The organism is Streptomyces sp. NPDC036822 (assembly GCF_055609145.1).
The window spans coordinates 610,505-631,611 of record NZ_JBVJPY010000003.1 but is presented as its reverse complement, the minus strand read 5'-3'; the positions used below and the strand labels follow the sequence as shown (position 1 = coordinate 631,611).

Annotated in this window: 19 protein-coding genes and 1 pseudogene; 9 read left to right on the top strand and 11 right to left on the bottom strand. The window is 71.9% G+C overall.

Going from position 1 to position 21,107, the window contains the following annotated elements; all coding sequences use genetic code 11:
• Positions 1 to 18: 18 nt before the first annotated feature.
• Positions 19 to 1,110 carry an SAM-dependent methyltransferase gene (locus ACZ68P_RS10380; protein WP_471004804.1) on the top strand — a complete coding sequence of 364 codons (1,092 nt, stop codon included), beginning with the start codon at positions 19 to 21 and terminating at the stop codon, positions 1,108 to 1,110.
• A gap of 218 nt (positions 1,111 to 1,328) precedes the next feature.
• Positions 1,329 to 2,471: an NADH-quinone oxidoreductase subunit D gene (locus ACZ68P_RS10375; RefSeq protein WP_471004802.1), complete on the top strand. Its 1,143-nt coding sequence runs from the start codon at positions 1,329 to 1,331 to the stop codon at positions 2,469 to 2,471.
• A gap of 9 nt (positions 2,472 to 2,480) precedes the next feature.
• On the opposite strand, the gene ACZ68P_RS10370 is transcribed toward ACZ68P_RS10375, so the two are convergent.
• The 4 genes from ACZ68P_RS10370 to ACZ68P_RS10355 form a co-directional block, all read right to left on the bottom strand.
• Complete coding sequence (locus ACZ68P_RS10370) at positions 2,481 to 3,494, bottom strand: hypothetical protein (protein ID WP_471004800.1); 1,014 nt, start codon at positions 3,492 to 3,494, stop codon at positions 2,481 to 2,483.
• A 130-nt stretch (positions 3,495 to 3,624) separates the two neighbouring features.
• On the bottom strand, positions 3,625 to 4,611 hold the full coding sequence (locus ACZ68P_RS10365; protein WP_471004798.1) for an ABC transporter substrate-binding protein: 987 nt from the start codon (positions 4,609 to 4,611) through the stop codon (positions 3,625 to 3,627).
• Positions 4,612 to 4,632: 21 nt separating this feature from the next.
• Positions 4,633 to 5,292, bottom strand: coding sequence for an ABC transporter permease (locus tag ACZ68P_RS10360; protein ID WP_471004796.1), 660 nt, complete (start codon positions 5,290 to 5,292; stop codon positions 4,633 to 4,635).
• Between the two features lies 1 nt (position 5,293).
• A complete protein-coding gene (locus ACZ68P_RS10355; RefSeq protein ID WP_471004794.1) occupies positions 5,294 to 5,980 on the bottom strand; it encodes an ABC transporter permease in 687 nt (228 codons plus the stop codon).
• Positions 5,981 to 6,122: 142 nt separating this feature from the next.
• On the opposite strand from ACZ68P_RS10355, the pseudogene ACZ68P_RS10350 reads away from it, so the two are divergent.
• Positions 6,123 to 7,285: pseudogene (locus ACZ68P_RS10350) on the top strand (ABC transporter ATP-binding protein).
• Here ACZ68P_RS10350 and ACZ68P_RS10345 read toward each other — a convergent pair.
• Complete coding sequence (locus ACZ68P_RS10345; RefSeq protein WP_471004792.1) at positions 7,272 to 8,384, bottom strand: alpha/beta hydrolase; 1,113 nt, start codon at positions 8,382 to 8,384, stop codon at positions 7,272 to 7,274. The pseudogene ACZ68P_RS10350 and the gene ACZ68P_RS10345 sit on opposite strands and share 14 nt — an antisense overlap.
• A 166-nt stretch (positions 8,385 to 8,550) precedes the next feature.
• On the opposite strand from ACZ68P_RS10345, the gene ACZ68P_RS10340 reads away from it, so the two are divergent.
• From ACZ68P_RS10340 to ACZ68P_RS10315, 6 genes are all read left to right on the top strand, one after another.
• On the top strand, positions 8,551 to 10,392 hold the full coding sequence (locus ACZ68P_RS10340; protein ID WP_471004789.1) for a phosphatidylglycerol lysyltransferase domain-containing protein: 1,842 nt from the start codon (positions 8,551 to 8,553) through the stop codon (positions 10,390 to 10,392).
• A gap of 85 nt (positions 10,393 to 10,477) precedes the next feature.
• On the top strand, positions 10,478 to 11,338 hold the full coding sequence (gene folP, locus ACZ68P_RS10335; protein ID WP_471004787.1) for a dihydropteroate synthase: 861 nt from the start codon (positions 10,478 to 10,480) through the stop codon (positions 11,336 to 11,338).
• A complete protein-coding gene (locus tag ACZ68P_RS10330) occupies positions 11,335 to 11,793 on the top strand; it encodes a nuclear transport factor 2 family protein (protein WP_471004785.1) in 459 nt (152 codons plus the stop codon). The genes folP and ACZ68P_RS10330 overlap by 4 nt, the downstream gene beginning before the upstream one ends.
• A gap of 200 nt (positions 11,794 to 11,993) precedes the next feature.
• A complete protein-coding gene (gene folB / locus ACZ68P_RS10325) occupies positions 11,994 to 12,353 on the top strand; it encodes a dihydroneopterin aldolase (RefSeq protein ID WP_365712680.1) in 360 nt (119 codons plus the stop codon).
• A complete protein-coding gene (gene folK, locus ACZ68P_RS10320) occupies positions 12,350 to 12,949 on the top strand; it encodes a 2-amino-4-hydroxy-6-hydroxymethyldihydropteridine diphosphokinase (protein WP_471004783.1) in 600 nt (199 codons plus the stop codon). The genes folB and folK overlap by 4 nt, the downstream gene beginning before the upstream one ends.
• 55 nt (positions 12,950 to 13,004) lie before the next feature.
• Entirely contained in the window at positions 13,005 to 13,487 is a 483-nt protein-coding gene (locus tag ACZ68P_RS10315) for a DUF3180 domain-containing protein (RefSeq protein ID WP_471004781.1), read from the top strand.
• A gap of 45 nt (positions 13,488 to 13,532) precedes the next feature.
• Here the strand turns inward: ACZ68P_RS10315 and folE are convergent, their stop codons facing one another.
• The 6 genes from folE to dacB all read right to left on the bottom strand — a co-directional run bounded on the left by folE (position 13,533) and on the right by dacB (position 21,039).
• Positions 13,533 to 14,138 carry a GTP cyclohydrolase I FolE gene (folE, locus tag ACZ68P_RS10310; RefSeq protein ID WP_471004779.1) on the bottom strand — a complete coding sequence of 202 codons (606 nt, stop codon included), beginning with the start codon at positions 14,136 to 14,138 and terminating at the stop codon, positions 13,533 to 13,535.
• Between the two features lie 98 nt (positions 14,139 to 14,236).
• Entirely contained in the window at positions 14,237 to 16,279 is a 2,043-nt protein-coding gene (ftsH, locus tag ACZ68P_RS10305; protein WP_365712688.1) for an ATP-dependent zinc metalloprotease FtsH, read from the bottom strand.
• A gap of 149 nt (positions 16,280 to 16,428) precedes the next feature.
• Positions 16,429 to 16,968, bottom strand: coding sequence for a hypoxanthine phosphoribosyltransferase (gene hpt / locus ACZ68P_RS10300; protein WP_362015860.1), 540 nt, complete (start codon positions 16,966 to 16,968; stop codon positions 16,429 to 16,431).
• A gap of 41 nt (positions 16,969 to 17,009) precedes the next feature.
• A complete protein-coding gene (gene tilS, locus ACZ68P_RS10295; protein WP_471004777.1) occupies positions 17,010 to 18,074 on the bottom strand; it encodes a tRNA lysidine(34) synthetase TilS in 1,065 nt (354 codons plus the stop codon).
• A gap of 196 nt (positions 18,075 to 18,270) precedes the next feature.
• Positions 18,271 to 19,401 carry a zinc-dependent metalloprotease gene (locus tag ACZ68P_RS10290; RefSeq protein WP_471004775.1) on the bottom strand — a complete coding sequence of 377 codons (1,131 nt, stop codon included), beginning with the start codon at positions 19,399 to 19,401 and terminating at the stop codon, positions 18,271 to 18,273.
• A 132-nt stretch (positions 19,402 to 19,533) separates the two neighbouring features.
• A complete protein-coding gene (dacB, locus tag ACZ68P_RS10285; protein ID WP_471004773.1) occupies positions 19,534 to 21,039 on the bottom strand; it encodes a D-alanyl-D-alanine carboxypeptidase/D-alanyl-D-alanine endopeptidase in 1,506 nt (501 codons plus the stop codon).
• Between the last annotated feature and the right edge of the window lie 68 nt (positions 21,040 to 21,107).

The following is a 21,107-nucleotide window of genomic DNA, read 5'->3' as shown; positions in this document are numbered from 1 at the left end:
AGGTGGAGACTGAGGCCCGTGACGGATGAGACGTGTCAATGGCAGGGCTGGCGGCGCTGGGGCGAGGCCACGGAGCGGGCGCTGTACGGGGCGGGCGGCTTCTATCTGCGCCCCGAGGGCCCGGCCGGCCACTTCCGTACCTCGGTGCACGCCTCCCGGCTGTTCGCCGGCGCCGTCGCCGGTCTGCTGACACGGGCGGCGCTCGCCCTCGACACGGACGAGGTCGCCCTGGTGGACGTGGGTGCGGGGCGGGGAGAGCTGTTGACGGGCGTGCTGGCCGCCGCTCCGGCGGGGCTGTCGGTCCGCGCGTACGCGGTGGAACGCGCCGCCCGGCCCGAAGGGCTCGACCCGCGCGTCGTCTGGACGGACCGGGTGCCGGAGGGGGCCCACGGACTGCTGTTCGCGAACGAGTGGCTCGACAACGTGGCCGTGGATCTGGCGCAGGCGGACGAATCGGGGGCGGTGCGCTACGTCGAGGTGCGCGTCGACGGCACGGAACGCCTCGGCGGGGTGGTCGAGGGCCCGGACGCGCGGTGGCTTGAGCGGTGGTGGCCGTTGCGGGAGCCGGGCGAGCGGGCGGAGATCGGGCGGCCCCGGGACGAGGCGTGGGCGCGGGCGGTGGGCGCGATGGGGGCCGGTCTCGCGGTGGCGGTGGACTACGCGCATCTACGGGAGTCCCGGCCGCCCTTCGGCACGCTGACCGGGTTCCGGGCGGGGCGGGAGGTCGAGCCGGTGCCGGACGGGTCCTGCGACCTGACGGCGCACGTGGCGATGGACGCGGTGGCGGCGGCGGGCGCGGCGGCGATCGCGTCCGAAGTCGGGGGCCGGCAGGCGGACCGGGGCGGGGGCGCGGCGGGGCAGGCCGGCGGTCCCTCGGGCCCGGTGGCGGATCGGGGCGAGGGGGCGGCTGAACCGGTCACCCTGGTCACGCAGCGGGAGGCCCTGCACGGGCTCGGCGTGCGCGCGGAGAGGCCGCCGCTGACGCTGGCGTCGACCGACCCGACGGCGTACGTCCGGGCCCTCGCCTCGGCGGGCGAGGCGGCGGAGCTGACGGCGCGGGGCGGGCTCGGGGACTTCCTCTGGCTCACGCAGGAGGTGCCGGGGCGCTAGGTCCGGCGGGTGCCGGGACGCCAGGACGGCCTTCGGGCGGTCCGGCGGGGGCCCGGGCGGTGGAGCCGCCCCTGGGCGGTCCGGCGGGGTGCCGGAAGGACCGGAAGGCCGACGGGGGCCCGAGGGCGGGAGCGCCCAGGGGCGGTCCGGGCGGCGGGGTGGGTCCGGCGGGCGGGACGGCTTCCCACGGTGCGGGGGTGGGCAGGGATACTGTCCCCATGACGGAGACGACGGTCGGAATCGGCGGGGCGGCGGAGAGCACCGACATGGTGCTGAACATCGGGCCGCAGCACCCCTCGACCCACGGTGTGCTCCGTCTCCGGCTGGTCCTGGACGGCGAGGTCATCCGGCACGCCGAGCCGGTCATCGGGTACATGCACCGCGGCGCGGAGAAGCTCTTCGAGGCGCGCGACTACCGGCAGATCATCATGCTCGCCAACCGCCACGACTGGCTGTCGGCCTTCTCCAACGAGCTGGGCGTCGTGATGGCCGTCGAGCGGATGCTCGGCATGGAGGTCCCGCAGCGGGCCGTTTGGACCCGGACCCTGCTCGCCGAGTTGAACCGGGTGCTCAACCACCTCATGTTCCTCGGGTCGTACCCCCTCGAACTGGGCGGTATCACCCCGGTGTTCTACGCCTTCCGGGAGCGCGAGGAGCTCCAGGCCGTGATGGAGGAGGTCTCCGGCGGCCGGATGCACTACATGTTCAACCGGGTCGGCGGCCTGAAGGAGGACCTGCCGGCCGGGTGGCAGGCCCGGGCCCGCGCCGCCGTCGCCGACGTACGGTCGCGGATGGACGTGTACGACAAGCTGGTCCTCGGGAACGAGATCTTCCGGGGCCGTACGCGGGACGTCGGCGTCCTGACCCCCGAGGCGGCCCACGCGTACGGGGTGAGCGGCCCCATCGCCCGCGCCTCGGGCGTCGACTTCGACCTGCGCCGCGACGAGCCCTACCTGGCCTACGGCGAGCTGCGGGACACGCTCCGGGTGGTCACCCGCGAGGAGGGCGACTGCCTGGCCCGCTTCGAGTGCCTCCTCGACCAGACGCACAACTCCCTGGACCTCGCCGATGCCTGCCTGGACCGGCTCGCCGACCTTCCGCCGGGGCCCATCAACCAGCGGCTGCCGAAGGTCCTCAAGGCCCCGGAGGGCCACACGTACGCGTGGACCGAGAACCCGCTCGGCATCAACGGCTACTACCTGGTGTCCAAGGGCGAGAAGACGCCGTACCGGCTCAAGCTCCGCTCGGCGTCGTTCAACAACATCCAGGCCCTGACCGAGCTGCTGCCAGGCACGCTCGTCGCCGACATGGTGGCGATCCTGGGATCGCTCTTCTTCGTCGTCGGCGACATCGACAAGTAGCCGGCGGGGTCACGAGTTGACGGCGCCGCGCAGCTCCGCCACGTCGAGCTGCTCGGTCTCGTCGTGCGCCGTGAGGTCGATGACCTGGCCGATCGCCCGCTGTTCGGGGGCGGGCCGGGAAACCGCGGCCAGCACCTCCTCGCCCACCACGTCCGCGAGGTCCGTGTTCTGCACCGCCTCGATCGCGGCCGCCGCCTTCTGCATGCCGAAGAAGTCGAAGCCCCCTTCAGGGCGCGGGGCGGGCCGGCGGGCGGCGTACGGCACGATCGCCGACGCGGCCGGGACGGCGCGGACGGCCGGGGCCTTGGAGACGGCCGGGACGGTGGCGACGGCGGCGGTCGACGGGCGAGCGTGCTGCTCGGCCCCGGCGGCCGCCGCGTGCTTCCCCTGCGGCTCCTCCGTCTCGCGGGCGCGCTCGGCGAGATCCCGGCTGCGGGCGGCCTCGACGGTCCTGCGGGCCTGCTGGGCCGCGGTGTTACGCGCGAGGTCGCGCAGCGCGGCCGCGGCCTGCCGGTACAGCTCGGGGGTCGGCGTGGCTCCGACCGCCGGGAGGGCCTCGGCGGGCGAGCCGGCCTCCAGGGCGAGCTGCCTGCGGCCCTCCAGGGCGCTGGCCCGCTCGGTCTCGGCGGTGGCGTACCGGCGCAGCAGCTCCGCGTGCTCGCCGCGCAGCCCGGCGAGCTCGACCCGCTTGGCGCGCAGCTTGGCGTCGAGCTTGGCGCGCAGCTCGCGGGACTCCTCGATGTCGGACTCGAGCTCGGCTATCCGCTCCTCGGTCTTCCACTGGTCCGCGGACCGCGCCCGGGTCAGCTCGGCGACCTGGCGGCCGGCGCCGCGGTCCCAACTGCGCATGAGGACGGCGCCGGTCACCGCGGCGGCGGCCGCGGCGGCGACGAGCGCGCGCAGTGCCACGGGATCGGCGAGCAGCCAGGCGCCCGCGGCACAGACGACCGACGCTCCGGCGACCGCGGAGGGCGGCAGGAGCTTGTGCAGGGGCGGGGAATGGCGGTGGCGTCCACGTGGCATGGCCTGAAATTTACCGTGCGTAGGCGCTCCATGGGGGGTCGGCCCGGCAATCTCTTGGCCACTTCTCGCCGTCGTCGCCGTCCCTCCCCGGCGCCCCCGCCGGGGAGGGACGAGCCCCCTTAGCGGAGGCTTACTTCTTGACCAGCCCCTTCGACTCCAGATAGTCCTTCGCCACGTCCTCCGGCTTCGCCCGCTCGGCGTCCACCTTGCGGTTCAGTTCGGCGAGATCGGCCGTCGTCAGGACCTTTGTGATCTTGTCGAGGGCCGCGGCTATCTCGGGCGATCCGGCGTCCTCCGCATGGACGACCGGCAGCACATTGTCGGCGTTCTGCAGCTTCTTGTCGTCGGTCAGGAAGACCAGTCCGAAGCTGTCGATCGTCGCGTCCGTGGTGGTGGTCAGCACCAGCTGGTCCACGCCGTCCTTGACCGCCTGCTTGGACTGCGGCGTACCGACCCCCTTGGGGTCGACACCGGTGACGTCGATCCCGTACGTCTTCTTCAGGCCGGGCGCGCAGAACGGCCGTACGGTGCATTCGTCACCGGCCGCGATCCTCACCTTGAGCTTGGCCCGGCCGAGATCGGAAAGGCTGGTGAGCTTGTTCTTCGCGGCGAATTCCTTCGACACCGCGAAGGCGTTCTGGTCGACGGCCTCGCCGAAGGCGAGCACCTTCAGACCGCGCGGCTCGGCGAGCTTCTTCAGCGCCCCCACCGTGGCGGCGGCGTCACCGGAGGCGACCGGCTTCTCCTCGGGGGCCTTCGGCCCGTTCACCTTCGCATTGAGGAATTCCGCGATCGTCGCCGCGTATTCCGGGACGACGTCGATCTCGCCCTTCTCCAGCGAGGGTTCGTACAGTTCGCGGTTCTTCACGGTGGTGACGGTCGCGGAGTATCCGGCGTCCTGAAGCACCTGGGCGTAGAGCTCGGCCAGCACCTTGGACTCGGTGAACGCGGCGGCGCCGACGACCAGCGAGCCCTTCCCCGAGCCCGCGGAGTCGCCGCCGCCCGCCTTCTCCTTCTCCAGGCTGTCGCCGCCGCACGCGGCGAGCCCGGCGGTCAGCGCCGCCACGCCCAGCACCGCACCCGCGATACGCGAGGTCCTGCTCACGAGATCACCCATCCCAGTCGTTCTTCGGTCGTCTCACGCGCGCCGGCCCAGCAGCCGGTCCGCTCCCACCAGTACGGCCTCCACAAGGAGGGCGAGCGCGGCGACGAGCAGGGCGCCCGCCACCACCTGCGGGGTGTTGTACGTGTTGAATCCGGCGGTGATGATCCGGCCGAGGCCCCCCTGGCCGACCATCGCCGCGATGGTCGCGGTGGCCACCACCTGCACGGCCGCCGACCGCAGACCCGTCATGACGAGCGGCCGGGCGAGGGGCAGCTCGACCGTGGAGAAGAGCTGCCCGGCAGACATCCCCATCCCCCGCGCGGCCTCCACCACCGACCGGTCCACCTCCCGCATACCCACATAGGCGTTGGTCAGCAGCGGCGGCACCGCGAACAGCACCAGGGCGATCACGGTCGGCACATAGCCGGCGGTGCGCAGGGGCGACACCATGAACAGGGCGAGGACGGCGAAGACGGGGACCGCCCGCCCCACGTTGGAGACGTTGACGGCGAGCGCCCCGCCTCTGCCGAGGTGCCCCAGCCACAGTCCGAGCGGCAGCGCGATCGCGCAGGCGATGAGCAGCGCCATCCCGCTCACGTACACGTGCTCGGCGAGCCGGTGCCCTATCCCGCCGTCCCCCGCCCAGTTCGCGCCGGTGGTGAGCCAGGCCCAAGCGTCCGTCACGACCCCCACCTCACTCACCCCCCGGCGCGGTCCGTAGGCGTGTCCACGGCGTGAGGAGCCTCTGGATCCCCAGGAGCAGCAGATCGGCGGCGACCGCGAGCAGGACGCACAGCACCGAGGCGGCCAGCACCTGCGCCTTGAAGAAGGTCGGCAGCGCGTCCTCGATGAGATTGCCGAGCCCGCCCCGGCCGACGATCGACCCGACCGTCGTCAGCGCGATCGTGGACACCGTCGCCATGCGTATGCCCGCCATCAAGGCGGGCAGCGACAACGGAAGTTCGACTTCCCACAGCATCCGTCCCGGGCCGTACCCCATGCCCCGGGCGGCCTCCCGCGCCTCGGCGGGCACCGCCGCGAGCCCGGCCAGGATGTTCCGTACGAGAATCGTCAGCGAATACAGCACGAGGCCGGTCACCACCAGCGCCGACGAGAGGCCGAGGAACGGCAGCAAGAGGGAGAACAGGGCCAGCGACGGAATCGTGTAGAGCAGGGTCGTCAGCCCCAGGACCGGCCCGGCGAGCCGCGGCCGCGCCCGGACGAGCAGGGCGAGCGGGAAGGCGACCGCGACCCCGATCAGCACGGACACCAGTGTCGTGCCGACGTGCTGGACCGTCGCGTCCGTCAACTCCTGGCTGCGGGAGCGCAGATACTCGCCGCATATCCAGTCGTTCGTCACCAGACAGTTCGCCGCGCTCATGTGCCTCCCCCGGCCCTCCGCATGCCCGAACGTACGTATGGATCGACCCTAGCCCCCGCCACCGACAATCTCCGAGGACCGCCACGTTCCGGCAACACGCCCTTCACACGCACCCGGCCGGAAGAGGCCAGAATGGGGAACCATGATCCGGTTCGAGCACGTGACCAAGCGCTACGCGGACGGCACCACCGCCGTCAAGGACCTCTCCTTCGAGGTGGCCGAGGGTGAACTGGTCACGCTCGTCGGCCCGTCCGGCTGCGGCAAGACCACGACGATGAAGATGGTGAACCGGCTCATCGAGCCGACGGAGGGGCGCATACTCCTCGACGGCACGGACATAGCCGGCGTCGACCCGGTCCGCCTCCGCCGCCGCATCGGCTACGTCATCCAGCAGGTCGGCCTCTTCCCGCACCGGACGGTCCTCGACAACACCGCGACCGTCCCGCACCTCCTCGGCGCCCCGCGTGCCAAGGCCCGCGCCCGCGCCGCCGAACTCCTCGACCTCGTCGGCCTCGATCCGCGGAAGTACGGCGACCGCTACCCCGAACAGCTCTCCGGAGGGCAGCGCCAACGGGTGGGCGTGGCCCGCGCCCTGGCCGCCGATCCGCCCGTCCTGCTGATGGACGAGCCGTTCGGAGCGGTCGACCCCGTGGTCCGCGAGCGTCTGCAGAGCGAGTTCCTGCGCCTGCAGTCGCAGGTCCGCAAGACGGTGCTGCTGGTCACCCACGACCTCGAGGAGGCCGTCCGCCTCGGCGACCGGATCGCCGTCTACGGCCACGGGACGATCGAGCAGTTCGACACGCCGGCCGCCGTGCTCGGCGCCCCCGCCACCCCGTACGTCGCCGAGTTCGTCGGCGCGGACCGCGGCCTGAAGCGGCTCTCGGTCACACCCGTGGAGGCGGGCCACCTCGAACACCCGCCGGTGTACGGCGCCCCGGCGACGGCTTCGACGCGCCCTGGGCGGTCGTCCTCGACGCGGAAGGACACCTGGAGGGCTGGACCGCCGCCCCAGGACCCGTGCCCTCCCCCGCCGGTACGACGGGCGGCACGTCCGGCGGCACCCGCCCCGCCCCCCGGCCGGTCCCCCTCGGCGCCTCCCTCCGGGACGCACTGGCCGCGCTCCTCCAGGACGACACCGGCTGGCTGCCCGTCACCGACCCCGCCCACGGCGGCCGGTACGCGGGCGTGCTCACCCCGGCCGCCGTCCACCGGGCGCTGCGCCGGGCCTCCCCCGTGGCGGCCGCCACGGCGGACCCCGGCACGGACACGGAACAGGAGCGCGCCCCCGGGCTCAGCTCGCGCTGAGCCGCCCGCTCATCCACACCAGGCCCGGCGGGATCTCCCTGTTCCAGGTGTTGAAGTTGTGCCCGCCGCTGTCCAGCGTGATCGAGGAGACCCTCGCCGGGGACTTCACCTTCCTGATGAAGTCGAGGGTCCCCTTCAGGTTCCCCTCCCCCTGCCGGGAGGTCGTCACCAGGAACGACGACTTCCCCCGCGGCGCGTGGTCCAGGCTCCACAGCAGGTCGGCCCGCTTGCGCGCCTTGTCGTCACCGTGGAAGAGGTCACCGGTCGTCACGTCCTCGGCCGCCTTGTAGTACGCCGAGAAGCCCGCGCCCGCGGCGAACCGGTCCGGATGGTGCAGGGCGATCTTCAGCGCGCAGTAGCCGCCGGTCGAGTTCCCCATGAAGCCCCAGTTCCGCGCCTCGGTCCCCACCCGGTACGTCTCCGACACCGCCTTCGGCAGGTCCTCGGCGAAGAAGGTCTCGGTCCGCGGGCCGCCAGGGACGTCCACGCACTCGGTGTCCCGGGGCGGCGCCACCGTCGGCCGCAGCATCACCAGGATCATCGGCCGCATCTTGCCCGCCTTGACCTGCTGGAACGCCGTCTTCGGGTACTTCAGGCCCTTGATCAGGTTCTCCGCCGTACCCGGGTAGCCCGTGAGCACCACCGAGGCCGGGAAGGTGCTCTTCGCGTACGCCGGCTGGAAGTACTCCGGCGGCAGATAGACGTACGCCGGGGAGTCGATCCCCGACGTCTCGCCGGCGATCACGACCTTCTGGATCTGCCCGCCGACCGCGGGACGCCCGCCGCCGGGGACGTCCAGCGCCTGCGTGCCCACCACCTTGACGTCCTTGGAGCCGGCCGAGTGGTCGACCACGACCCCCAGGTCCTGCTCCTGCCCGAAGAGGTCCGCCCAGGAGCCGTAGAACAGGAAGGAGTTGTTCGCCGCGAGACCGACCGAGGCGAACAGCGCGAGCTGCGTCGCGAGCAGCAGCCCGACCCTCCCCAGCACCGCCCGCCAGCCCCCGCGGGCGAGCCGGGGCCACAGCCAGACCGTGGCGGCGAACAGCACCACCGCCAGCGCGACGGCGAGCGCCAGAACATTGTTGCTGGTGAGACCCATGAGTCGATCGAGCTTTCTTCCGTGAGAATTTCCCGTGCGCGAATGAACCCGCATCGCCGCCGAGCCGTCCTAGAGGGCGCAAAACCTCCGGCTCGGCCCGCTCCTGACCACCACGCGGCCGCTGGACCAAAGAATCTTTCGCGGATCACGGGAAGCACGGGAAGCGATGTCTGTCACGGTAGATGGGGACAAATCACGATCGGTTCCGGATCGGGTACGCCGGATTCTGCACGGACCTCGACCGGAGAAGGTCCCCTCGCTCGTCGGCACGGCCTGCACACTCATCGGCCTGATCGACATCGCCGCGGGCGTCTTCCCCCGGTTCCGCACCAGCCGCATGCACGCCGTCGCCGAAGTCCTCCCCGGCACCCTCGGACCACTCTCCGCCGCACTCTCCCTCAGCGCCGGCGTCCTCCTCCTCCTGCTCGCCCACGGCCTCAAACGCCACAAGCGCCGCGCCTGGCGAGCCGCCGTCATCCTCCTCCCCCTCGGCGCCCTCGCCCAGTTCGTCTGGCGCCACTCGATCCTCGGCGCCCTGCTCTCCCTCGGACTGCTCGCCCTCCTGCTGCGCCACCGCGGCCAATTCGCCGCCCTCCCCGACCCCCGCAGCCGCTGGAAGGCACTCGCCAACCTCGTCCTCATGGGCGCCGGATCCCTCGCCCTCGGCCTCGTCATCGTCAGCGCCCACCCCCGCCGCGTCATCGGCAACCCCAGCCTCACCGACCGCCTCGAACACGTCCTCTACGGACTCTTCGGCTTCGAGGGTCCCGTCGGCTACACCGGCGACGTCGACTGGACCGTCGGCTACTCCCTCGGCGCCCTCGGCATGCTCACCGCCCTCACCACCATCTACCTCGCCTTCCGCCCCGAACACCCCGCCGCCCGGCTCACCGAGGACGACGAGAACCGGCTGCGCGCCCTGCTCGACAAGCACGGCGCCCGCGACTCCCTCGGCCACTTCGCCCTCCGCCGCGACAAAGGCGTCGTCTTCTCCCCCAGCGGCAAGGCCGCCGTCTGCTACCGCGTCGTCTCCGGCGTCATGCTCGCCAGCGGCGACCCCATCGGCGACGTCGAAGCCTGGCCCGGCGCCATCGAACGCTTCATGGACGAGGCCAAGGCCCACTCCTGGACCCCCGCCGTCATGGGATGCTCCGAGACCGGCGGCCATGTCTGGACCCGCGAAACCGGCCTCGACGCCCTCGAACTCGGCGACGAGGCGGTGGTGGACGTCGCGGATTTCTCCCTCTCCGGGCGCGCGATGCGCAACGTGCGCCAAATGGTGAAGCGCATCGAACGCAACGGCTACACCACCAAGGTCCGACGCGTCCGTGACCTCTCCGACGGCGAACTCGAACGCGTCCGCCGCGCCGCCGCCGACTGGCGCGGCACCGACACCGAACGCGGCTTCTCCATGGCCCTCGGCCGCATCGGCGACCCCGGCGACGGCGACGCGGTGATAGCCACCGCCCACAAGACCGACGACGACACGACCGCAAGCCCCTACGGCGACCTCAAGGCGATCATCCACTTCGTCCCCTGGGGCACCGACGGCATGTCCCTGGAACTCATGCGCCGCGACCGCTCCGCCGACCCCGGCATGAACGAGCTCCTCATCGTCGCCGCACTCCAGGACTCCCCCCGCCTCGGCATCACCCGCGTCTCCCTCAACTTCGCCATGTTCCGCGCCGCCCTCGCCCGCGGCGAGAAGATCGGCGCCGGCCCCGTCCTGCGCCTCTGGCGCGGACTCCTCGTCTTCCTCTCCCGCTGGTTCCAGATCGAGTCCCTCTACAAGTTCAACGCCAAGTTCCAGCCACGCTGGGAACCCCGCTTCGTCGTCTACCGCAAGAGCCGCGACCTCCCCCGCATCGGCTTCGCCGCCATGCAGGCGGAAGGCTTCGTCAACCTCGCCCCACCCCGCCCCTTCGCCCGCCACCGCACCACCCCCGCACCCCGCCCCTGCGCCCACATCGTCACCCCGCAGCCCGAACACGAGGTCCGCGCGGCCTGAGCCCCGCACCCCCACCCGCACCCCCTCGGGCCTGTCGTGCCGATCAGCCCGGCAAGATCCGAACGACAGGCCCTAGGCTGGTCGTATGAGTACGTTGAGCGGACGGGGCACGGCCCGGGGCCTGCCGGAGTGGGATCGCTGCGCGGTCATGGGAGTCGTCAACGTGACACCCGACTCCTTCTCCGACGGCGGCCGCTGGTTCGACACCACGGCCGCCGTCAAACACGGCCTCCACCTCGTCGCCGAAGGCGCCGACCTCGTCGACGTCGGCGGCGAGTCCACCCGGCCCGGCGCCAGCCGCGTCGACGAGGACGAGGAACTGCGCCGCGTCGTCCCCGTCGTCCGCGGCCTCGCCGCCGAAGGCGTCACCGTCTCCGTCGACACCATGCGCGCCACCGTCGCCCACGCCGCCGTCGCCGCCGGCGCCACCCTCGTGAACGACGTCAGCGGCGGCCTCGCCGACCCCGAGATGGTCCCCGCCGTCGCCGCCGCCGGCGTCCCCTTCGTCGTCATGCACTGGCGCGGCTTCAGCCAGGACATGAACCGCCTCGCCGTCTACGAGGACGTCGTCGCCGAAGTCGTCACCGAACTGCGCCACCGCATGGAAGCCGTCGTCGACGGCGGCATCGACCCCGAGCGGATCGTCCTCGACCCCGGCCTCGGCTTCGCCAAACACGCCCCGCACGACCTCGCCCTCGTCGCCCACCTCCCCGCACTCCGCGCACTCGGCCGGCCCCTGCTCGTCGCCGCCTCCCGCAAGCGCTTCCTCGGCCACGTCCTGGCCCACGAGGGCTCCGCCCCACCCCCCGCACGCGAACGCGACGCGGCCACCGCCGCCGTCTCCGCCATCGCCGCCCACGAGGGCGCCTGGGCCGTCCGCGTCCACGAGGTCAGGGCCACCGCCGACGCCGTACGGGTCGCCAGAGCCGTCGAGGGAGCCGCGTGACCCCCCGGACCGACACCGACGCGGTCGAGGCCGCCAACACCGCCTTCTACGAGGCGATGGAGCGCGGCGACTTCGAGGAGGTCTCCTCCCTCTGGCTCGACGACGGAGCCACCCCCATCTCCTGCGTCCACCCCGGCTGGCCGGTCCTCTCCGGCCGCGGCGAGGTACTCCGCTCGTACGCCCTGATCATGGCGAACACCGAGTACATCCAGTTCTTCCTCACCGACGTCCAGGTCTCCCTCGGCGGCGACGTGGCCGTCGTCACCTGCACCGAGAACATCCTCAGCGGCGGACCCGCCGAGGACGGCGCCGAACTGGGCCCCCTCGTGGGCCAGCTCGTCGTCGCCACCAATGTGTTCCGCCGCACATCCGCAGGCTGGCGGATCTGGTCCCACCACGGCTCCCCCGTGCTCACCGAATCCGACGACGAGGAGGACGAGGAGCCAGGCGCCTGACGGAATCGTGCGCCTTTCGGGTGCCATCCGGATTGGAACTCCGAGGCCTGGGTAGGGGCCGCTCCCAGCCCCTGCGGCCCGGTCCTCCTGCCCCCGTGGGCACGTGCTGTCGGTGCCCGCAGGTAGATTCGACGATGGACACCCGGCCGTCCGCACCCGGCTGCGTGGCCGCAAGAACTACGACAGCAGGAGTGATTCGCGTGGATCGTGTCGCGCTGCGCGGCCTCAAGGCCCGAGGACACCACGGCGTCTTCCCCAAGGAGCGCGAGGAAGGCCAGACCTTCATCGTGGACCTCGTCCTCGGCCTGGACACCCGCCCCGCGGCCGCCGACGACGACCTGACGAAGACCGTGCACTACGGCGTCGTCGCGGAGGAAGTCGTCGACGTCGTGCAGGGAGAACCGGTCGACCTCATCGAGACGCTCGCCGAGCGGATCGCCGAGCAGTGCCTCAAGCACACCGGAGTCCAGGAGGTCGAGGTGTGCGTCCACAAGCCGGACGCCCCGATCACGGTCCCCTTCGACGACGTGACCATCACCATCACCCGGAGCCGAGTATGAACGTCACGCACAGCGACCCCACCGTGCAGCCCGTACCGGCCTCCGTCGTCGAGGCGGTCGACGCCGCCGACGTGACCCTCTCCAACCCCAAGTGGGCCGTCATCGCCCTCGGCGCCAACCTCGGCAACCGCCTGGAGACCCTCCAGGGAGCCGTGGACGCCCTCGAGGACACCCCCGGCCTCCGGGTCAAAGCCGTCTCCGGCGTGTACGAGACGGAGCCCTGGGGCGTCGACCCCGGCACCCAGCCCGCCTACCTCAACGCCGTCGCCCTGGTGAAGACGACCCTGCCGCCTTCCTCCCTCCTGGAGCGGGCCCACGCCGTCGAAGAGGCCTTCCACCGCGTCCGCGAGGAGCGCTGGGGCGCCCGCACCATCGACGTCGACATCGTTGCCTATGCCGACGTCGTCTCCGACGACCCCGTCCTCACCCTGCCCCACCCCCGCGCCCACGAACGCGCCTTCGTCCTCGCCCCCTGGCACGACGTCGACCCCGAGGCCCAGCTGCCGGGCCACGGCACGGTCGCGGCGCTGCTCGCCGCGGTCGGCCGTGAAGGAGTCGTGCCGCGTGCCGACCTGGAACTCCGTCTGCCCGAGTAGTCGTTAGTCTCGTCAGAGATCGACTGCCCCCGGACGAAGAGACGAAGGACACCCGGTGAAACAACTGCGGCTCAAGGTGCTCGCCGGACTGTTCGTCGTCGCCGGAGTCCTGTCCTGGGGCGGCGCGCGGCTCTGGGACGCGGTGGGGACCCTGCCGAGCGTCCCACTCGCCGCCCCGATCGTCCTCGCCGCGATCGCCGTCGTCCTGACGGCGACGGCGCTCTCCCTCCGCTCCCGCCTCAAGGCCCAGCGCGAGCGCCGCCCCGGCGCGAAGGGCGTCGAGCCGCTGATGGCGGCCCGCGCGGTGGTCTTCGGCCAGGCCAGCGCCCTGGTCGCGGCGCTGGTCTCCGGCATGTACGGCGGGACGGGCGTCTTCCTGCTCGGCTCCCTGGACATCCCGGCCCGCCGCGACCAGGCGATCTACGCCGGCTTCGCGGTCCTCGCGGGCATCGGCGTGATCGCGGCGGCCCTCTTCCTGGAGCGCGTCTGCAAACTCCCGGAGGACGACGACACCCCGGGCACGTCCCCGGCGGCGTAGCCCCTCGGGGGCCCGGGCACGGGAAGCCGAGGAGCGTCCACGCCCTTAGCGGGCCATGATGAGGCTCATCGCCTCGTTACGGGTCGCGGGGTCGCGCAGCTGGCCACGTACGGCAGAGGTGATCGTCTTGGCGCCGGGCTTGCGGATGCCCCGCATCGACATGCACATGTGCTCGCACTCGAAGACGACGATCACGCCGCGGGGCTCCAGAATCTCCATGAGCGAGTCCGCGACCTGCGTGGTCAGCCGTTCCTGGACCTGCGGGCGCCGGGCGTAGACGTCGACGAGGCGAGCCAGCTTCGACAGCCCGGTGATCTTGCCGGAGGTCGAGGGGATGTAGCCGACGTGGGCCACTCCCCTGAACGGTACAAGATGATGTTCACACGTCGAATAGACTTCGATGTCCTTGACCAGCACCATCTCGTCGTGGCCGATGTCGAACGTGGTGGTCAGGACGTCCTCGGGCTGTTGGCGCAGACCGGCGAATATCTCCTGGTAGGCCCGCGCCACACGCGCCGGCGTCTCTCGCAGTCCCTCGCGGTCCGGGTCCTCACCGACCGCGATGAGGAGCTCCCGAACGGCGTTCTCGGCACGCTTCTCGTCGAAGTCGCCGATCGTGCCCTCGCTGTCCAGCGTCACCGGGTCGGTCATCTGTGCCTCGTTCCGTCTGACTGATGTACGCGAAAATGAGCCGCGCCCCCACAGGCTAAAACCTGTGGGGGCGCGGCTTCCATTCCGGGTCGCCGGGGTCAGGGCTCCGGGGTCTCCTCCGGAGCGACCTCGATGCCGGGCGTCGGCGTCTTGGCGGTGTCCACCGGGGTGGCGCCGTTGGTGCCGTTCGCGCCGTTCGTCAGGGCCAGCTCCTTGGGGGAGAGGACCGGCGGACGGGTCGAGGGCGTGCGCCGTGAGGAGCCGGTCCACGCGGGGCGGGCGGGGCGCTTCACGATGCCGGCGAAGATCTCGGCGATCTGCTCCTTGTTCAGCGTCTCCTTCTCGAGGAGCGCCAGGACCAGGTTGTCGAGGACGTCGCGGTTCTCGACCAGGATCTCCCAGGCCTCGTTGTGCGCGGTCTCGATGAGCTTCTTGACCTCTTCGTCGACCAGCGCGGCGACCTCTTCGGAGTAGTCGCGCTGGTGCGCCATCTCGCGGCCGAGGAAGGGTTCGGTGTTGTCGCCGCCGAACTTGATCGCGCCGAGCCGCTCGGTCATGCCGTACTGCGTGACCATCGCGCGGGCGGTGGCCGTGGCCTTCTCGATGTCGTTCGCCGCGCCCGTGGTCGGGTCGTGGAAGACGAGCTCCTCCGCCGCGCGCCCACCCAGCATGTACGCCAGCTGGTCGAGCATCTCGTTGCGGGTGGTGGAGTACTTGTCCTCGTCCGGGAGCACCATCGTGTAGCCCAGGGCACGGCCGCGGGAGAGGATGGTGATCTTGTGGACCGGGTCGGAGTTCGGTGAGGCCGCCGCGACCAGGGCGTGTCCGCCCTCGTGGTACGCGGTGATCTTCTTCTCCTTGTCCGACATGATGCGGGTCCGCTTCTGCGGGCCCGCGACCACGCGGTCGATCGCCTCGTCCAGCGAGTGGTTGTCGATCAGCTTCTTGTCGCTGCGGGCGGTGAGGAGCGCCGCCTCGTTGAGGACGTTGGAGAGATCGGCACCGGTGAAGCCGGGGGTGCGGCGTGCGACCGCGCCCAGGTCGACGTCCGGGGCGACCGGCTTGCCCTTCTGGTGGACCTTGAGGATCTCCAGACGGCCCTGCATGTCCGGGCGGTCGACGGCGATCTGCCGGTCGAAGCGACCGGGGCGCAGCAGCGCCGGGTCGAGGATGTCGGGCCGGTTGGTGGCGGCGATCAGGATGACGCCGCCCTTCACGTCGAAGCCGTCCATCTCGACGAGGAGCTGGTTGAGGGTCTGCTCGCGCTCGTCGTGGCCGCCGCCGAGGCCGGCGCCGCGGTGTCGGCCGACGGCGTCGATCTCGTCGACGAAGACGATGGCCGGGGCGTTCGCCTTGGCCTGTTCGAAGAGGTCGCGGACCCGGGAGGCGCCGACGCCGACGAACATCTCGACGAAGTCGGAGCCGGAGATCGAGTAGAACGGCACGCCGGCCTCGCCGGCGACGGCGCGCGCGAGGAGCGTCTTGCCGGTGCCGGGCGGGCCGTAGAGCAGCACGCCCTTGGGGATCTTGGCGCCGACGGCCTGGAACTTCGCCGGCTCCTGGAGGAATTCCTTGATCTCGTGCAGTTCCTCGACGGCCTCGTCGGACCCCGCCACGTCGGCGAAGGTCGTCTTCGGGGTGTCCTTGGTGATCAGCTTGGCCTTGGACTTCCCGAAGTTCATGACTCGGGAGCCGCCGCCCTGCATCTGGTTCATCAGGAACAGGAAGACGACGACGATGAGGACGAAGGGGAGCAGCGAGAGCAGCACCGACAGGAACGGGCTCTGCCGCTCCGGGGAGACGGTGTAGCCCTTGTCCAGGGCGCCGGAGGCGGCCTGGTCCTGGAGCGTGGTGGTCAGGTTGGCGCCCTGGTCACCGATGTAGCTGGCCTGGATCTTGGTGCTGCCGCCGTACTTGTCCTTGTCGGCGCCCTTCTTGAGCTCGACCTTGATGACCTGCTCGTCGCCGGTCGTCAGCTTGACCTGGTCGGCCTGCTTGTCATTGATCGCCTGGACGACCTTGCTGGTGTCCACCGTCTTGTAGCCCTCGGACGAGCCGACGACCTGCATCAGCACGACCACGGCGAGGACGGCCAGCACGATCCACATGACCGGCCCACGGAAGTATCGCTTCACGTCCATCCATACGGAGCGAGAACGCTCCGTCCCTCCTGCCCGTAGGTAAATGCTGCTATGAGAAAAAGCTGTTCTTCGGACGGTACCCCAGCATTGTCACCCGCGGCCGCCTTCCCTTGCTTCAACGGCGGGAGGGCGGCGCGGGTTCCCCTGGGTCAGCCTCCGTACACGTGCGGCGCGAGGGTGCCGACGAAGGGGAGGTTGCGGTACTTCTCGGCGTAGTCGAGGCCGTAGCCGACGACGAACTCGTTGGGGATGTCGAAGCCGATCCACTTCACGTCGATCGCGACCTTGGCGGCGTCGGGCTTGCGCAGCAGGGTGCAGACCTCGAGGGAGGCGGGCTCGCGCGAGCCGAGGTTCGAGAGCAGCCAGGACAGCGTGAGTCCGGAGTCGATGATGTCCTCGACGATCAGGACGTGCTTGCCCTTGATGTCGGTGTCGAGGTCCTTGAGGATCCGGACGACGCCGGAGGACTGGGTGCCGGCGCCGTAGGAGGAGACGGCCATCCAGTCCATGGTGACGGGGGTGGACAGCGCGCGCGCCAGGTCCGCCATCACCATCACGGCGCCCTTGAGGACTCCGACCAGGAGCAGGTCCTTGCCCGCGTACTCCGCGTCGATCTTCGCGGCCAGCTCGGCCAGCTTCGCGTCGATCTCTTCCTTGGTGATGAGCACCGACTGGAGGTCGGTGCCCATGTCCTTCTCGTTCACCCGGGTCACTTTCGTTGCAGCTTGCGTCAGCCTTGCCGAATGACCAGTCTGCCACCCTGGCGTCGCGCCTCGACGCGGCCGGGCAGATTGATGGCGCCCTGGCCGCGCCAGCCGGTGATCAGCCGGTCGACTTCCTCGATGTGGCGGGCGAAGAGGGAGCCGGCGGGGGCGCCCTCCGCGATGACGGCGCGGCGCAGGATGCGGCGGCGGACGGCGGGGGGCAGGCCGAAGAGTTTGGCGCATTCGAGGCGCCCGGTCTCGTCGCGTACGGAGGCTTCGGCGTCGGCGGCCCAGGAGTCGAGGGCGTCGGCGTCGTCGCGGGAGAGCTGGGCCGTTCGGGCGAGGGCTTCGACGACGCCCTTGCCGAGGGCCTTCTCCAGGGCGGGGAGTCCTTCGTGGCGCAGGCGGGAGCGGGTGTAGGCGGGGTCGGCGTTGTGGGGGTCGTCCCAGACGGCGAGTTCCTGGGCGACGCAGGCCTTGCGGACGGTCTGGCGGTCGAGTTCCAGGAAGGGCCGGCGGTAGCGCCTGGTGGCGCCGGAGACGGCCGCCATGCCGGACAGGGAGCGGATGCCGGAGCCTCGGGCGAGTCCGAGGAGGACGGTTTCGGCTTGGTCGTCGCGGGTGTGGCCGAGGAGGACGGCGGCGGCGCCGTGGCGTTCGGCTGCGGCGTCGAGGGCGGCGTACCGGGCGTCGCGGGCGGCGGCCTCGGGGCCGACGCGGCGCTCGCCGCCGGCGTAGGAGGCGCCGTGGGCGCCGACCATGGAGGCGCGGCCGACGGTGACGGCGACGGCTTCGACGGGGTCGAGTCCGAGCGCGGCCATGCGGCCGGCGACCTCGGTGGCGCGGAGGTCGGAGCCGTCCTGGAGGCCGTGGTCGATGGTGATGCCGCCGGCGCGGACGGCGAGTTTGCGGGACTCGAAGGCGAGCGCGGAGGCGAGTGCCATGGAGTCGGCGCCGCCGGAGCAGGCGACGAGGACGAGGGGTGGCTCGTCGGTGCGTCCGGTGGTGTGGGTGCGGTGTTCGGTGAGGACGTCGTGGAGTACGCGGCGGACCGCCAGGCGTATCGCCGCGACCGCAGGATGGGGACCCATGTCCGGTGCCCTTCGTGAAGGAGTGGGGTGCCTCGGTCGGAGTCTTAACGGTCGGAAGAGGGGGTTCGGTCACTCAGAGTGCGTCGATGGTGACAGAACCTGGCCGTTACCCGAGCATTGCACGCCCCACCCCTTGCCTAGGGTCCCTCGGATGGGTGATTGGGGCGGTGTTCTTCCGTCGTGCGTCGCACCCGTCTCACGAGTCTGCCTTACGGTGCACCCTCGCCACCCATTCGGCCGGTGCGGCGATCTCGGCCTTGGTCGGGAGGGTGTTGGGGGAGGTCCAGACGCGGTTGAAGCCGTCCATGCCGACCTCGTCGACGACAGCGCGGACGAAGCGCTCTCCGTCGCGGTACTGGCGGAGCTTGGCGTCGAGGCCGAGCAGTTTGCGCAGGGCGAGGTCGAGGCGGGAGGCGCCGCGGGCGCGGCGTTGCTGGAACTTCTCGCGGATTTCGGCGACGGAGGGCACGACCTGGGGTCCGACGCCGTCCATGACGTAGTCGGCGTGGCCTTCGAGCAGGGACATGACGGCGGTGAGCCGGCCGAGGATCTCGCGCTGTTCGGGGGTCTGGACGAGTTCGACGAGGGAGGGGCCGGGTTCGCCCTCCTCGCCTTCGGGGCGGCCGCCGGCGAGGGCCTGGGCGGCTTCGCGGAGTCGTTCGACGACGGTGGAGGGGTCGACCTCGGTGGCGCCGAGAAATGACTGGATCTCGCCCTGGAGGTGGTCGCGGAGCCAGGGGACGGCGGTGAACTGGGTGCGGTGGGTCTCTTCGTGGAGGCAGACCCAGAGGCGGAAGTCGTGGGGGTCGACGCCGAGTTCGCGTTCGACGTGGACGATGTTGGGGGCGACGAGGAGGAGGCGTCCGCCGCCTTCCTCTCCTGCGGGGAGGTCGCGGGTGGCGGGGGCGAAGGTCTCGTACTGGCCGAGGATGCGGGAGGCGAGGAAGGAGAGCAGCATGCCGAGCTCGACGCCGGTGACCTTGCCGCCGACGGCGCCGAGGACGGCTCCGCCGGGGGTGGTGGAGCGGCGTTCCCGCATCTTGTCGAGGAGCGGGGCGAGGAGTTCGCGGAAGCCGGCGACGTTGGCCTTGATCCAGCCGGCGCGGTCCACCACGAGGACGGGGGTGTCCCGTGGTTCGTGGCCTTCGGGGATCATCCGGGTGAAGGCGCGCACGTGTTCCTCGGACGCCTTGGCGTGCCGGCGTAGCTCCGCGACGACTTCGCGGGCCTCCTCACGGCTCACCTCGGGGCCTGGTTTGACCAGGCGGGTCGCGGTCGCCACCGCGAGATTCCAGTCGACCATCTCGGCACCACCGATGCTCGTCATGCGTCAACCGTACGTTCTCGGGGCGTGATCGGGGTGGGTTCGGTACGCGATCGGTGCGGGTCAGCCGTGGGGCGTCGGGGTGCCGGGGCCGGGTGGGCCGCCGCGACCGGCAGGCTCGGTGCGGCGCCCGTGTCAGGGGGCGAGGGCGGCGGAGAGGCGGTCCAGGGCGGACTGGGCGGTGGTGGGGGAGGTGGTCCGGCCGGCCAGGAACGCGAAGGCGAGGAGGCGGCCGTCGGCGGTGACGACGGTTCCGGCGAGGGCGTTGACGCCTGTCAGGGTGCCGGTCTTGGCGCGGACGAGGCCGGCGCCGGTGGCGGCGGGTCCGGTGCCGAAGCGGTTTTCGAGGGTGCCGCTGAAGCCGCCGACGGGCAGTCCGGTGAGGACGGGGCGCAGCGTGGGGCGGGCGGGGTCGGCCGCGCGGGTGAGGAGGCCGGTGAGGAGGGCGGCGGAGACCCGGTCGGCGCGGGAGAGGCCGCTGCCGTCGGCGAAGTGCGTTCCCGCGACGGGGAGGCCGAGGGCGGCGAGTTCCGCCCGGACGGCCCTGCCGGCGCCGTCGAATGCGGCGGGCTGCTTGCGGGCGAGGGCGGTCTGGCGGGCGAGTGCTTCGGCGAGGTCGTTGTCGCTGTGGGTCAGGGTGCGTTCGACGAGGTCGCCCAGGGGGGCGGAGTGCGTGCGGGCGAGGACGGTGGCGCGGGGGGCGGTGGCCTTGGGGTCGGTGGTGGCGGAGGCGGCCGGTCGGGGGCCGGTGGCCTTCGGGTCGGGGACGCGGGTGGGGTCGGCGGCCGGTGGGCCCGCGGTCTTCGGGGCGCGGCCGGGGGCGGGCGCGCCGCGGACGGTGATCCCGGCGCCGGTGAGGAGGTCGCGGAAGGCGCGTGCGGTGTCCTGGGCCGGGTCGTCGCTGCGCGGGGCGGGTCCGTAGGTGGAGGCGTCCAGGCGTCCGGCGTCGAGCATGAGGGGGCTGACGGGGGCGATGTTGTCGTTGCGGCCGATGGGGTGGCGGGCGGGTCCGCGGTACAGGCTCGTGTCGTACGCCAGCCGTACGGAGGTGACTCCGCGGCTCTTCAGGGCGCGGGCGGTGTCGGTGGCGAGGGCGGTGAGGCGGGCACGGTCGAGTGTGGGGTCGCCGCCGCCGGTGAGGGTGACGGTCCGGGCGTCGGCGGAGGCGACGACGGTGGTGGGGATGCGGTGGTCGGGGCCGAGGGCGGAGAGCGCCGCGACGGCGGTGGCGATCTTGACGGTGGAGGCGGGGGTCATGGGGGTGGTGGCGCCTTCGCCGTAGAGCTGCTTGCCGGTGGTGGTGTCGACGACCGACGCGGTGCGCAGCGGGCCGAGGCCGGGGTCCGCGAGGAGGGGGACGAGGACGGCCGCGAGGTCCCCCGGACGGGTGGCGACGGGGGCGCCGAGGGCGCGCAGCACGCCGGCGGCGCTGGGGGCGGGGGCCGGGCGCGGCGGGGCGGCGGCGAGGGGCGGCGGTGCGTGATGTGCGCCACCGTTGGGGGAGGTGGCGGCTGCCCGGGCCCGCTCGGCCTTACGCTGACCGGTGTCCCACGGGCCGGCGGTGGCCACCGCTCCGGCGGCCAGTGCCAGACCGAGTACCGCAGAGCACGCCGTGAGCTGCCACGTCCTCGGCTCCGGCATTGCTGACCAGCCCCTTTCGCGATCACACACAGGCGTGAGGGACACTTAATCACTGCGCGTTGCCGCAG